A 13,253-nucleotide genomic window follows, 5' to 3' on the forward strand; every position below is an offset into this window, starting at 1 on the left:
TTGTTTTAAAAAGCCGGAGCAGCGCTCCGACTTCTTTTATGTTTTGGTTTTTACTGATTACAAGTAGGATTTATACTCCGCCAAAAGCGCTGTATCCGCCGTCAACCGGGATAACGATACCCGTGATGAAGTTGGAAATATCCGAGATCAGGAACAAGGTTGCTCCCTGCAGGTCTTCGGGTTCTCCGAATTTCCCCATCGGTGTATTGTCCACAATTTTTTGTCCGCGCGGCGAGTAGCCACCTGTTTTTTCATCGGTAACCAGGAAACGGTTCTGGTGTGTGATAAAGAATCCCGGAGCGATGGCGTTTACCCGGATACCCACTTTGGCCAGGTGAACAGCGAGCCATTCGGTGAAATTGTTGATCGAAGCTTTGGCTGCCGAATAGGCCGGAATTTTAGTCAGCGGTTTGTAAGAATTCATCGACGACACGTTTAGCACCACGCCTTTGCGGTTTTTGAGCATATCGGTTGTGAAAACCATGGTTGGCAGTAGCGTGCCTTTGAAATTCAGTGCAAAAACCTTGTCGAAACCTTCCATTTCCAAACCGTAGAAACTGTCTTCCAGGTTGTCAATGTTTTCTTCCAGTAACTGCTCTACTTTGGTGGTGGCCTGCGGACTGTTGCCACCGGCTCCGTTGATCAGGATATCGATCTCGCCCAGTTTATCGTTGATCTCGGCTTTGGCTTTCTCAAGCGAAGCCTTGTCGAGTACGTTGGCTTCAACGCCAATAACCTGTGCTCCCGATTCGGCTGCAATTTCAGCTGCTACCTTATCAGCTACTTCCTTGTTAATGTCGGCAATGGCGATTTTTGTGCCCACCGAAGCGATGGCTTTAACCATGGCGCTTCCCAAAACACCGGCGCCCCCGGTAATAACACAAACTTTTCCCTGTAAATCGTTAAATGATAGTGGATTCATATTCTTTTCGGTTTATTTGAATTCTTTGTAATAGTCAACGTTTTCTTTGGTAATGATATCGATCGACGTGTAGTTTTTTTCTTCGATGGTTCGTTTCTGCACCACGCTTCTGAACAGTTTGTTGATGGCTTCGTAACCCTGTTCCTCGGGACGTTGGCAAATCAAGAAATGCACCAGTCCTTTTTTCAGGTAACTGACGTTCTCTTTAAGCAGGTCGTGCCCGATCACTTTAATGTCGTTGATTCCCTTTTTTTCCAGCAGGCTACCCACATTGAAAACCTTCGAGTTGGTCACAAAAATTCCTTTAATGCCGTTCGAACGTATTTTGTCGGTGATTTTGTCTTCCCATGCCGGATCGTCGGTATCGGCCACATCGGTAGTAAAAAGCTGGTGAGGTGATCCGGTTTGTTGCGAGAACCAGTCGTAAAAAGCCTTTTCGCGCTGGATAAGGTGGTTCTGGTTGTCCATTTCGCGGGCAAAGTGGATCACCAGGATGTTCCCATCGGGTAAGATCATATCGAGCAGTTTGCCCGATACCAGTCCGCTTTGGTACGAATCCTGCCCGATGTAGCTCAGCTGGCCGGCATCCCGTATTTCGGAGTCGATAAACACAAAGGGAATGTTCAGTTCCTTCAGCTGATCGATAAAACGCAGCGCTTCTTTTTTGAAAAAAGGCGCTAATGCCACACCGTCGGGCTGCAGTTCGAGTATCCGTTGGGCTTCTTTTTCAAAACTTTTGGAGTCGCCCTGGTTAAACATAAAAGGCTGCATCTGAAGTCCGTACTGCCGCAATTCGGCAATTCGCTTTTGTGCGCCCTTTGATGGTTTGCTCCAGTATGCATCTTCCGACAGCGGCTGAGGCATTAAAGTGGCAAACACAGCCGATTTCTTCGATGCCAGGGTACTGGCCAGGATGTTGGGCTGGTAATTCAGCTCCTCCACAATTTCGAGGATTTTTTTCCGTGTCGACTCGGCTACTTCGCCCCGGTTGTGGAGCACGCGGTCGACGGTGCCTATCGAAACCCTTGCCCGGGCTGCGATATCTTTGATTCGTATTTGCTTATTTGATTCGATAGCAGTTTATTTTATACGTTTTTTTAGTCTGATCTGTTTGTCAGGATGAATGCAAAACTAAAGAAAAATTCCATTTGTCGTGTTCGTACACGGAGAAAATATGTGCAATTTGCCAAATGTGTTAAATGAAGGAGGAAATGCTTGTTTTGGGGGCTTGTGTGTAAAGATAATTATTTTGGGGCAAGGTGCTGCTTGGTATTATGTGCTAAGTGGTTCCAAACCGCTAAGCACTTTGTTCAGATCAACGCAGGAGACAAGGGTTGGATGCTTTTAAGCATGTAAGTAGGTAAAATGGTGTGTCCTGTAAGGTTTTAATTCGCCCAGTTGGTCAGCAAGCCCTCTTGTAAGCTGTTGGCCTTCCCTGTTGCGTTTTTGCCTCTTCCTGTAGAACAGGACGGGAAAAATTGTAACAGGATTTAAAAAAAAATGCAACAGGGCGACAGAAAGTGTTACAGGACGCCACAAAAAACTACAGGAATTCGAAAAATAGCTACAGGAACGCAAAAAAAAACACAGGGCGTTGAAAAATGTTGCAGGGCGACCCGAAAACATGCTGGGGATCGAAAAATTGTTGCAGATAGGCAACAAAGATCGTTGGATGGTCACCGGATTAAAGAAGAGGAGTGACCTCCCTAAGAAACATCAGCGTGAGATTATGCGCTTCGTGGTTCAGAACCGCTTAGTGTTAGTTCCCGGGAGGCAAGCCTGGAATTAAGGAACCATTCTTTTTTTGAGAACGGTTCCTCAGGCACAGGGAAATCATAACGGCGGACTGTTCCGGCGTGGTGCAGACGCAGGATATTATGTTTCGGGACTGTTCCATAATCCTTCCGGACAAGGAAATTACTCCTCCTGTATAGTCCGGAATGACTCTGGATAAGGAAATTATCTTTATTTTCCGGGTAAAGTAGTCTTTCTGAGTACCCGAAACCCGCAACACATCAGTAAAAGCACTGGTAATCAACCTGTGTTTGTAAAATTGTGATGTTAAATAACGGTGACGTTTGTTTTTCTTGTTATCTTCGGAAAAACGAAAATTAAACCGCCAACGATGATCTGGCTCCCGACAAAAATTTCACTTCTGCATAAAAGGAATACCAGTATTGATTTACTGCAATTACCATTTGCAAAAGCTTATCCTATTTCCGGAAGGGGAGTTATTGTTAGCATTCATAGGAAAAGAAGAAGACATTAACTACTTAAAGTTAAATGGTAAAGAATGTTTTTACTTAGAGGTAATTATGAAAACAGAAAAAAAAACAGGTTTCAATAGATTAATCCTAATTGGGAATGGTTTTGATTTATTGCATGGGTTGAAAACGAGATACAGCGACTTTGTCAAAGATTATCTCACTTATTCAATAAATAGCTTTTTCATTAATAGTTACTACTCAGATGAGCTGATTGAAATATCCTATACGGATTCTTATAAACCTACCCCATTACCTAGTTATAATCTTGAGAATATCTTTGACTTTTTTGAAGATTTTAAACCAAGAGTTAATAATCTTGTAAAAGTTAACTTCAAAATTAAATCAACATTCTTTAGCCTAATCTATAAAAGTTTAAATCTAGGGTGGGTCGATATTGAGAAGATATATTATTCCCGTTTAATTGACCTTTATAAAATTATAGGCAATGACAGGAAACAAAACGAGAATGTCCTTTCAATGGTTAAGAGGTTAAATGCTGACTTAAACGTTATCCGGGAGTTATTGCGAGAGTACTTGAAAAAAGAACAAGAAAAATATATAATACAAAATGTAACTAAACGTGCAAATTTGAGAATAGCATTTCAAAATCCAGAAGAAGATGATTTTCCTCAGAATGGGAATTGGAAAGGTAAAGAAATAAGTAAAGTGCTATTTCTAAATTTTAACTACACCGAACCAAATTTTACAGACAATATGCTGGCAGTAAATGGTTTTGACTGGGATGTAATTAATATCCATGGCACCTTAGTCGATGAAATGGTTTTTGGTTATGGAGACGAGTTGGACGAGCATTACAAAATGATTGAAAAACTGGGTGAGGATGAATGGTTAAAAGGATTTAAATCTTTTGGATACCTTCAAAATCACAAATACAACAATCTTCTTGGGTTTATTGAAGATACTGAGTTTCAAGTATACGTAGTTGGACATTCTTGTGGATTAAGTGACAAGACTCTTCTAAATCAAATATTTGAACATAAAAATTGTAAGAACATAAAAGTTTTTTATCACTCCTTCGAGGAAGGTGGGAGAAAAGGTGAAGACACATTTAATGATACAATTTATAATATTGCTAGAATTATGGATGATAAAGTAAAAATGAGAAGTATTATCTCTAAAAAGACACAATCTTTAGGACTAAAAACTCTTCATGATTTAGCTCCATCAAAATGATAAAAAGGCTATGAAAAGCTAACACCATGCCATATTGCATTGCTGGCTTAGTGGTACACCAGTTGCGCCCCGAGACTTCTAGATTCAGCAGCATGTACGCATCGTTTTACTCTATTTTGATGAAAACCAAACGGAAACAAATGAGTTCTAAAAGCTAATCATTAAACGAACACAAATAAAATCTGATACAATGAAGAAAAACCTAAAATGGAAAAAGCAATTTTTCTCAAGTACTTACTCCATCTATTCTGATGGGCAAATTGTAGGAATGTTAAAAGATAAAACCTTTTCACAATCGGCTATCGGAGAATTATTTGGCAAAAAATACACGTTCAGAACAAAAGGCTTTTTTAAGCAAAACACAGAAATTGTCGATAATAAGGAAGGCAAAGTGATTGGGAGAATAACCTACGGTAACTGGATGACCAAAGCGACCAATCGATGATGGACAAGTCAGTCAACTGGAAATATGATAATGTTTGGAATACCAAGTGGAGTCTTTTTGATCATGAAGGTATTGAAATAAAATACGCAGGATCATCAACTAATGGGCGAATTGAATCAAATTCGGATGATGCTTTACTTTTAATAACCGGATTATTTGTAACCAATTATTACTGGCAGGTATCGGTGGGGATTATGCTCGCAATCTTTTTACCAATATGGTTGAATATACTTCGTTAATAAGGAAAAAAAGGATTTTGTAAATGTACGATGGGCGAGGAGGGTGCGTTGTCTCTGCTCCTTTCATGACCGTCCAGGTACTTTGGACATTGACACTCTCCGAAATCCGCTCCGACACATGTACCAACCGTCATCTGACGGGTTTACCTTTACTAGGCTTATCTCCGGATATTCTCCACTGTTATCACCGGCATATTTTCGAGGTCCTGCATGGCGTTAATCAAGCCTGCTTTGGTGTATTTGTCCAGATCGTCGAGGGTAATGCGGCACACTTTAATCTTTCCATCTGAAAGGAGTCGGGCGCGCTGGGTTCCGGGCAAAAGGGGAGTGTCGGGTGTCCACCATTCGCTGCCGTCGAAAAACACCAGGTTGGCGGTGTAACTGTCGGTAATGCAGTTGTTTTTTACGATCACGATGTCATCGCAGTCGCCTTTCTGGGTAAATAGTTCACCTAGGTTTTCGCGGTCGGCAAATTTATAGCCATAGTCGATGGCCTCTTCTTTTATCACTTGCAGACTTTGAATCGTCCGGTATTCGTGTGGCAGAAACTCGATTTTTTCGATTTGTGCCGAATACAGCACGCGGCATTTAAACAATCCGTTTTGGCACTCTTCGGGCACCTGAATGTGCTCTTTGAGTACAACGGTATCGGTACAACCCAGAAAGTTTTTCCGGACCAGGTTAAAACGGCTTTGGTGGTAAGAGAGGTTATGGAGTTCTCCGTTGATGCAACGGATGGTTTCAATCAATAATTGGGACATACACTTTGTTTAAAAGTTCTTCGTATTCTTTTTTTGCGTCGCTCATAAATGTAATTCCTCCTCCGCTTTTGTACACCAGTTGCCCGTCCATGTTTTCGATGTAACGGATCAGTACACAGCTGTCGAGGTTGCGGCCGTCGAAGTAGCCAAAAATGCCGGTATAGAAACCCCGTTGGTAGTTCTCGGCGGCGTGGATTACCTCCACGGTTTTCTTTTTGGGCGCTCCCGAAACCGATCCCGCAGGCAGCAGCGTAAAAAGGATATCGCCAATGTGTGGGGCATAATCCTCCGGAAGCCGGCCGGTAATTTTTGAGCTTACCTGCCACAAGTCGCGCTGACGGGTTTGGATACGGTCGAGGTACCGGAATTTTTCCACGCTTACGTTTTCGGCGACCAGGCTCAGGTCGTTGCGTATCAGATCGACAATGGTGTTGTGCTCGGCCAGTTCTTTGGTATCGTTCAACAGCTCTTCCTGCGCATTGCTGCTGTTGGCGTCGATGGTTCCCTTCATCGGGAACGAGGCGATGGTTCCGTCGTTGATCTGTACAAACGTTTCGGGCGAAAAGCACACAAAGCGGTCTTTTAGCATCAGCTTGTAGCGGGCCGAACTCAGGTGGAAGATCTCTTCGAGCGAAAGGTTGCATTCGATGGACGTGGGTTGGGTGTAATTCAGCAAATAGGTATCGCCGTTATGAATGTGGTGCTGCACCAGGTCGAATCCTTTTTGGTAGGCCTCAAAAGAAATGGGATGTGTTTTCCATTTTTCGATACGGGCACCTGGCTTTTGCGGGGTGAAATTGGCTTTTGATCCCGCCTGCCAAAGCAGCTGCGAGTCGTCGCCGGGCGGCAGAATGATGGCTTCCTTTTGGTCAAAGTCGATCAGAAAAACAAAGGCTTCGCCCTTGCTTCCCAAAGCATTCATTTTCTGTCCTATTTCCTCCCTGATGTCCATCTTGCGGGCGCAAAGATAAAAAAGCTTACGGGATTTCACATCTGGGTATATTTTGTAAGGTGTTGTGTTGCACGGAGCATCGGGCACGGAACATGAGTCAGAAGCTCGAACACGATGCTTAAAGCCTGCAGCTAGAGGCTCGTGGCTTGAAGCTTGCCCCTTATCTCAAATTCCTTTCTCCGATCGTCGGCGATTCGGCGCATTATTGCTATTTTTACCCCAAATTGCCGGAAGGATGGAGATTGCAAAAAATTTACTGGAAATAAAAAAAGGATTACCGGCCGGAGTGCAACTGGTGGCTGTTTCGAAAACCAAACCCAACGCTGCTATTCTGGAGGCCTACGAAGCCGGACAGCGTGTTTTTGGCGAGAACAAAGTACAGGAGCTGGCTCAAAAGTACGAGGAGCTACCCAAAGATATTGAATGGCATTTTATCGGGCATTTGCAGAGTAACAAAGTAAAATATATGGCGCCCTTTGTAAGCCTGATTCATGGCGTTGATTCGCTGAAACTACTTAAAACAATCAACAAGGAGGCAGCCAAAAACAAGCGGACCATCCGGTGCCTTCTGCAGTTTCATATTGCCGAAGAAAGCACCAAATTTGGCCTGTCGGAAGAGGAAGCAATGGAAATGCTCGATTCGGGTGAAGTTCAGGCGCTTGAAAACGTTGAAATTGCCGGCGTGATGGGAATGGCAACTTATACCGATGATGAAAATCAGATCAGAAAAGAGTTCCGTGTGTTGCACAATATTTTTTCTGCGCTGAAAAATAGATATTTTGCGACTTCCGGTTCATTCCGCGAGATTTCGATGGGGATGTCGGACGATTATCCGATCGCGATGGAGGAAGGAAGCACGATGATCCGGGTTGGAAGTAAAATTTTTGGAGAAAGAAATTATCAGCATTAAAAAATCAAATAGGAGTTTATCTTTGAACTCTGAACAATTAATTTTAAACTATTTATGGCAAATTTTGAAACTACATACCTCGGATTAAAATTGAAAAATCCGATTGTGGCAGCCAGCTCGGGTTTAACGAGTTCAGTTGAAAAAATTAAAGAACTGGCCGAAGCCGGTATTGGCGCTATTGTGCTGAAATCGATCTTCGAGGAGCAGATCAATAACGAAGTGACCAATATGCTGAGTAAAGATCAGCAGAACACTTCTTATCCCGAAGCGGAAGATTACATTAAAAATTACCTGCGCGACAACACGGTTACCAAACACCTCGAACTGGTAAAAAAAGCCAAAGAAGCGGTGGATGTGCCAATTATTGCCAGCATTAACTGTGTAAGCTCGGCCGAGTGGACCAGTTTTGCCAAAGATTTTCAGGAAGCCGGCGCTGATGCCATCGAACTGAATATTTTTTACCTGCCTACCGATCGCAACGAGAAACCCGGGATGGTGGAACAATTGTACATCGATGTGCTGAACAAGGTGAAACAGGAAGTATCGATTCCGGTGTCAGTAAAATTTGGCTTGCATCACAGCAACATCATCGGTATGGCCGATAAACTGAAAGCCAACGGCGCTGCAGGGATTGTAATGTTTAACCGTTTTTATGAACCGGACATTAACCTAGATACACTGGAACTTACCGCTTCGGAAGTGTTCAGTTCGCCGGCCGATATTCGCCGGAGTCTGCGCTGGGTGGGCATTGTTTCGTCGGCGGTTAGTAAGCTCGATATTGCAGCCTCCACCGGTATTCACGATGGCGATGCGGTGATCAAACAATTGCTGGCCGGAGCCAAAGTGGCGCAGATTTGTTCGTCGCTGTATGTAAACGGCTCGGGCGTCGTTCCGAAAATGGTGGATGATATCACTGCTTTTATGAAAAAATGGAACTTTAAAACCATCGAAGATTTCAGGGGCCGGTTGTCGTACAAAAATATTCCGGATCCGCTGATGTACGAACGTTCGCAGTTTATGAAATACTTCTCGAACAAGAAATAATCCGAAAATACAATGATTTCAAAACCGGCTTTCCTCTTACCATTGGTCATTTTTATGGGGATGGCCGGTTTTGTTTTGGGGCAAAACTCTGCGCCGCCGGTATTTGAAAACTCCTCCGGTGTCAGGTTATATTGTGCGAATCCGATTGCCGTAGCCCCTTCCATGACCATTGAAAATGTACAGGTAAATGAAGATACGGAAGGGATTAAGATTTCCATTTCCAATTATATTAAAGGTCAGGATGTTCTGGAATATGAGAAGGTAGGAAGCTTCAGGTATAAATGGGATACCAACACCGGAACTTTGGAGATTACGGGTGTGGGATCAGATCAGGCCTATGAAGAGGCTGCCCGTAAGGTGTATTACCGAAACCTGTCTTCGAATCCTACCGGTGGCATTCGTTCCTTTTCCATTAGTTTGCGTGATGCCGATTATTTGCCGCTTACAGCTGATTCGGGACATTTTTACCGCTATATTCCCCAGCTGGATGTCACCTGGAAAGAAGCCCGTGATTTAGCTGCCAATGATGATTATTACGGATTAAAAGGATATTTGGCGACCATAACATCCAGTGCAGAAAACGATTTTATCTGGACAAAAATTGACGGTGTTGGGTGGATCGGCGCCTCCGATGAAGCCGAAGAAGGAAAATGGATGTGGGTAACCGGGCCGGAAGCCGGTACGCATTTCTGGCAGGGAAATTACCCCAATGGTTCTTCTGTAAATAACAGTTACTCGTTCTGGAACAGTGGAGAACCCAATAATCAGGGCGACGAAGATTATGCACACATTAATTCAAATCCCGGTACCATTCAGAAATCGTGGAACGATTTGCCGAATGCCGGTGGTGGGCCGAGCTCTCAGTACTACCGGGCGCAGGGTTATGTGGTGGAATACGGAGGAACGCCCAACGATCCCGTATTAAAGCTTTCAGCCACTGCTTTTGTGGATGTCAAGGACAATATTTATCCGCAACTCGATTACAACCAGGTGGATACTTTTATTTGCGGACAGTTGTCGCAGTTGTATAAAATCGCCTTTACCAACGGCCATCCCGATATTTTACTCTCGCCGCTTGATTCGCGGGTAACGGTTACTAATCAGGATACTTATGCGCCAACGATTACCGTTCCTGAATTCGGAATTTATCTTTTTCAGCTGAATATGATTGCAGAATCGGGATGTGAATATACCGATACTATACGAGTGGGATTTCATAACCAGCCCGAAGCAAAGTTTGAACTCGACGAAACAAGTTGTGGAGGTTACAACCTTCAATTGTCGTTTCAGGGAACAACGGTGGAAGAAGCCTTGTTTACCTGGTATTATAACGGTGAAGAGTATGCTTCGGAAACGGATTTGACGGAGCTTGAAATACCGCTCGGATTTCAATTAAAGGATCGTTCGGTCGGACTAAAAGTCAACGAGCTGGGCTGTGTCGATTCCTCAGCGGTTCCGGTGACGGTAGCTCCGAAAAATACGGTAGAAGTGGAAGATTCCTTGGGATGTTCACCACATTCAATTCAATTGAGAGCAACTGCTGTTGAGACAACTGAATCGTATGCGTGGAATTTTGGCGATGGTACCGGATCGCTGGAGCAGAAGCCGGTACATGCCTTTGTGAATACTTCGGATACCGTTCGCCGATTTGATGTGGATTTAACGGTGATCGCGAATAACGGGTGCCGCAATTATGAAATGATGGAGGAGCTGATTACTACTTATCCGGTTCCCCGGGCGGCATTTGATGCAGTTCCGGAAGTTGTGCTGATCACCTCTCCCGGAATAAGTTTTTACAACAACAGCGAGGCTGCGGATTCTTATCTCTGGGATTTTGGTGACACCACTTTGGTTTCGGAGGAAGAAAATCCCATACACAAGTACAACGATATCGGCGATTTTAATGTGCGTCTCGAAGCCGTCAACGATTTTGGATGCAGGGATACCGCAGAGCATATCGTTGGGATTGATTTTGACCGTTTTTTTCCGCCCAATGCCTTTTCTCCGAATGCAATCCTTGCAGAAGACCGCGAATTCCGGATTTACGGAAAAGGAATTGTAGAGGAAGGTTATCAACTGATGGTGTACAATCGCTGGGGCGAAATGATCTTCGAATCGAACAGCTCTTCGGTAGGTTGGGACGGGAAAATGAGCAACGGAAATGATGCGCCTGCAGGCGTTTACACCTGGTTGCTTCACTATGTCGATGTTAAGTCAGAAAAGCACACTCAGCAAGGAAATGTAACCTTATTGTATTGAGCATTTTTTTCGAAAAGTTAACATACAACCTTCTCTCTAACATTTTATTTGCCCCCTGGTTTTCGTAACTTGTATTACTCTATTTAGGTGGGTAATATGAATAAAACGGAATGGACCGAAAATGATTTGGCTGACAGGAAATATCAGGTATTTAAAGGGTACCGGGTGAAGATTGTGAGGAAGAAATTAGAGATGATGGAACAACATTTTGTTGTACCATGGGAGATGAAACATGATGAATGCAAAACAGTCACGCATTAAATCATCGGTATCAGCAACTTGTTTTGGATGATTCTTTTTCTTTCAACATTCATAAAAAAAGTCAGTGATATTTCGTGAGAACCGTAGCTGTAATTCGATAATTTTGAAAGGGTGTAATCGAAGCTGTAGCCAAACTGGAATTTCTCGCGGGCAAATCCTATTAATGCAATCAAGGCATCGGGGCGTTTATCCAGGTTGTGTCTGAGCCACCCCCCGAAAACCAATGATTTTTCGATCATATAAATTCCCAGGTTGAGTTGTTTAAAGCTGCCCTGCTGCTGATAAAGTATATTGGGCGAGAGTTTGAATTCGCGCGAGAGTAAGCCATGATGATATTCGCGGGTACGGCTGCCCATATGAACGGTTATTTTTAAAGGAAGCCTGCCTTTTTGGTCTCCTTCAATGATCGATTCGTTGGGTTGATTCAGGTGGTCGACACTGGCTCCCCAGAATACCTGGCGGTATTGTCCTACGGTTCCAAATGCAAAATCGGGAAAAATCTTCCGGTCGTTCGAAACGGTTATGGGTGCACTTCCGGTAATCACTCCTGAAATTTGATCGATGTTGGAGGGGAAAACCAGTTGCCCGATATCAAATTGTTTAAAAATAAATCCAGCCCGTAATCCGAGGGTCATAAAAGTTTCTTTTCCCAATTGAAGATGATGGGAGTAAGCCGCATTGGCTGAGGTTGTATTGATAATATTATTGGGCTCGCGGTCGTAATAAAGCTGAAAACCAATTCCCGACTTCAGGTTTTTGGTCAGGCGGTCGTACGATACCGAATAGTTGGTGTAGGAACTGCCATTCTGCGGCCACTGATTGCGATAATTTACTACGGCCCGCGGAAGTTCAGACGTTCCGGCAAAAGCAGGATTCAGGTGAAGGGGATTGGCAAAAAACTGAGAATACCCCGGGTCTTGAGCAAAGAGTACAATGGGGAAAAAGAAAAGAATATACGCCAGTCTGCCAAGGTTCATTCGATCCCTGTTAAGTTGTTAGTGCGGCCAAAATACAAAATCATTTCTACTTTCTTTTCACTGCCCACGGATTAATTCGGGAGTAATCCATTTCAGGAATGGTAACGCGCAGGGCAAGATCAACACAAAAGCCGATTTCGTCTGAAATTCCCGGTATTCCGGTTCCTGCGCTCAGGTCAATTCGGGTATAGTTGCTGGCGTAGCCAATGGTTGCACCCAGTGCATGCATGTTGTTGGTAAAGTCGTTTTGAATAAATGCACCCAGGGTATGCGAAGTATGTTGGGCAACCAGTTTGAAGCGGCTCACAAAAAAATCAGCATGGTACGAAACAATCAGTTCGGGTATGAGCACATACGGTTTCGACCGGAGCCCGTTTTTATAACCTTCGTTCTTTCTCGAGAGGTACAAAACAAAACCTGCCGGATGATCTGCCGTTTCCAGGGAATCGCTTGCCATTTCCATTTTTAGCGGAACGGTTACGGTCATACCCAAAGTAACAGCTTCTGAGTCCCACAGGAAACCCATTTGCGGTTTGAACAACACATAACGCATAAATTCCCTGCCGGGGAGGTTGGGCTCCAAACCGGGTTCGACTAAGGTCTGGTCGAGTGTTTGCACCCACCATTGTTTAGTGGCCAGCAGTATATTGGCACCCGCTGAAAAACGAATGTTGCCGTTTTTTGTTTTTTTGGGGAACCTGGTGTAGCTGAACCCTGCTTCGGTGGTATTGATATTTCTGCTGCCAATCAATCCCTGTTGAAAAGAGAAGGCTATTCCGCCCTTTAGTTTTTCCGAGTAGGTGTCGTAGGTTGCATAAAACAGGTTATAGGTAAGCGAATCGTTAAGCTGGTAATAATGGTTGCCGGTTCGCAACGATGTGGTCTTATCGAATCCGGCGAATCCCGGGTTGGCGATCACCGGATTCCATAGCGGAACAACATGGCTTTCATCCTGGGCATGCGAAAACATGCTTGCCGATGCAAACAGTAACAAAACCCCTATTTTTGAAACACTCCTCAAG

The 13,253-nt window shown here is 44.0% G+C and carries 12 protein-coding genes; 6 read left to right on the forward strand and 6 right to left on the reverse strand.

The window, feature by feature from the left end; all coding sequences use genetic code 11:
- Positions 1 to 70: 70 nt before the first annotated feature.
- Together MR764_RS04475 and MR764_RS04480 are read right to left on the reverse strand one after the other, a co-directional pair.
- The gene (locus MR764_RS04475; protein ID WP_247978197.1) at positions 71 to 922 is read right to left on the reverse strand and encodes an SDR family oxidoreductase; all 852 of its coding nucleotides are present in this window, start codon (positions 920 to 922) and stop codon (positions 71 to 73) included.
- A gap of 12 nt (positions 923 to 934) precedes the next feature.
- The gene (locus MR764_RS04480) at positions 935 to 1,996 is read right to left on the reverse strand and encodes a LacI family DNA-binding transcriptional regulator (protein WP_348773070.1); all 1,062 of its coding nucleotides are present in this window, start codon (positions 1,994 to 1,996) and stop codon (positions 935 to 937) included.
- Between the two features lie 1,124 nt (positions 1,997 to 3,120).
- On the opposite strand from MR764_RS04480, the gene MR764_RS04485 reads away from it, so the two are divergent.
- The 3 genes from MR764_RS04485 to MR764_RS04495 all read left to right on the forward strand — a co-directional run bounded on the left by MR764_RS04485 (position 3,121) and on the right by MR764_RS04495 (position 5,067).
- On the forward strand, positions 3,121 to 4,383 hold the full coding sequence (locus tag MR764_RS04485) for an AbiH family protein (protein WP_247978199.1): 1,263 nt from the start codon (positions 3,121 to 3,123) through the stop codon (positions 4,381 to 4,383).
- A gap of 190 nt (positions 4,384 to 4,573) precedes the next feature.
- Positions 4,574 to 4,828 (forward strand): hypothetical protein, encoded by a 255-nt coding sequence (locus MR764_RS04490; RefSeq protein ID WP_247978200.1) that lies wholly within the window; start codon positions 4,574 to 4,576, stop codon positions 4,826 to 4,828.
- A complete protein-coding gene (locus MR764_RS04495) occupies positions 4,825 to 5,067 on the forward strand; it encodes a hypothetical protein (RefSeq protein WP_247978201.1) in 243 nt (80 codons plus the stop codon). Before MR764_RS04490 ends, MR764_RS04495 begins: the two co-directional genes overlap by 4 nt.
- Positions 5,068 to 5,225: 158 nt before the next feature.
- Here MR764_RS04495 and MR764_RS04500 read toward each other — a convergent pair whose 3' ends face one another.
- Both MR764_RS04500 and MR764_RS04505 read right to left on the reverse strand, forming a co-directional pair.
- A complete protein-coding gene (locus MR764_RS04500) occupies positions 5,226 to 5,828 on the reverse strand; it encodes an aminotransferase class IV (RefSeq protein ID WP_247978202.1) in 603 nt (200 codons plus the stop codon).
- On the reverse strand, positions 5,809 to 6,819 hold the full coding sequence (locus MR764_RS04505; RefSeq protein ID WP_247978203.1) for an aminodeoxychorismate synthase component I: 1,011 nt from the start codon (positions 6,817 to 6,819) through the stop codon (positions 5,809 to 5,811). Before MR764_RS04505 ends, MR764_RS04500 begins: the two co-directional genes overlap by 20 nt.
- A gap of 196 nt (positions 6,820 to 7,015) precedes the next feature.
- On the opposite strand from MR764_RS04505, the gene MR764_RS04510 reads away from it, so the two are divergent.
- The 3 genes from MR764_RS04510 to MR764_RS04520 are packed head-to-tail and all read left to right on the forward strand — an operon-like array spanning position 7,016 to position 10,993.
- Positions 7,016 to 7,690 carry a YggS family pyridoxal phosphate-dependent enzyme gene (locus MR764_RS04510; protein WP_247978204.1) on the forward strand — a complete coding sequence of 225 codons (675 nt, stop codon included), beginning with the start codon at positions 7,016 to 7,018 and terminating at the stop codon, positions 7,688 to 7,690.
- A 54-nt stretch (positions 7,691 to 7,744) separates the two neighbouring features.
- Positions 7,745 to 8,734, forward strand: coding sequence for a dihydroorotate dehydrogenase-like protein (locus tag MR764_RS04515; RefSeq protein ID WP_247978205.1), 990 nt, complete (start codon positions 7,745 to 7,747; stop codon positions 8,732 to 8,734).
- Between the two features lie 12 nt (positions 8,735 to 8,746).
- Positions 8,747 to 10,993, forward strand: coding sequence for a PKD domain-containing protein (locus MR764_RS04520; RefSeq protein WP_247978206.1), 2,247 nt, complete (start codon positions 8,747 to 8,749; stop codon positions 10,991 to 10,993).
- A gap of 257 nt (positions 10,994 to 11,250) precedes the next feature.
- On the opposite strand, the gene MR764_RS04525 is transcribed toward MR764_RS04520, so the two are convergent.
- Both MR764_RS04525 and MR764_RS04530 read right to left on the reverse strand, forming a co-directional pair.
- Positions 11,251 to 12,231, reverse strand: coding sequence for a type IX secretion system membrane protein PorP/SprF (locus tag MR764_RS04525; protein WP_247978207.1), 981 nt, complete (start codon positions 12,229 to 12,231; stop codon positions 11,251 to 11,253).
- Positions 12,232 to 12,277: 46 nt separating this feature from the next.
- Positions 12,278 to 13,252 carry a type IX secretion system membrane protein PorP/SprF gene (locus MR764_RS04530; protein WP_247978208.1) on the reverse strand — a complete coding sequence of 325 codons (975 nt, stop codon included), beginning with the start codon at positions 13,250 to 13,252 and terminating at the stop codon, positions 12,278 to 12,280.
- Position 13,253 lies beyond the last annotated feature (1 nt).

The sequence above is a fragment of the Maribellus sp. YY47 genome, assembly GCF_023111095.1.
Taxonomy (GTDB): Bacteria; Bacteroidota; Bacteroidia; order Bacteroidales; family Prolixibacteraceae; genus Draconibacterium.

Excerpts from the sequence above, each read along its gene's own strand:
- MR764_RS04490 (WP_247978200.1), top strand. The coding sequence starts at position 4,574 with ATGAAGAAAAACCTAAAATGGAAAAAGCAATTTTTCTCAAGTACTTAC.
- MR764_RS04515 (WP_247978205.1), top strand. The coding sequence starts at position 7,745 with ATGGCAAATTTTGAAACTACATACCTCGGATTAAAATTGAAAAATCCG.
- MR764_RS04520 (WP_247978206.1), top strand. The coding sequence starts at position 8,747 with ATGATTTCAAAACCGGCTTTCCTCTTACCATTGGTCATTTTTATGGGG.
- MR764_RS04495 (WP_247978201.1), top strand. The coding sequence starts at position 4,825 with ATGATGGACAAGTCAGTCAACTGGAAATATGATAATGTTTGGAATACC.
- MR764_RS04525 (WP_247978207.1), bottom strand. The coding sequence starts at position 12,231 with ATGAACCTTGGCAGACTGGCGTATATTCTTTTCTTTTTCCCCATTGTA.
- MR764_RS04475 (WP_247978197.1), bottom strand. The coding sequence starts at position 922 with ATGAATCCACTATCATTTAACGATTTACAGGGAAAAGTTTGTGTTATT.
- MR764_RS04510 (WP_247978204.1), top strand. The coding sequence starts at position 7,016 with ATGGAGATTGCAAAAAATTTACTGGAAATAAAAAAAGGATTACCGGCC.
- MR764_RS04500 (WP_247978202.1), bottom strand. The coding sequence starts at position 5,828 with ATGTCCCAATTATTGATTGAAACCATCCGTTGCATCAACGGAGAACTC.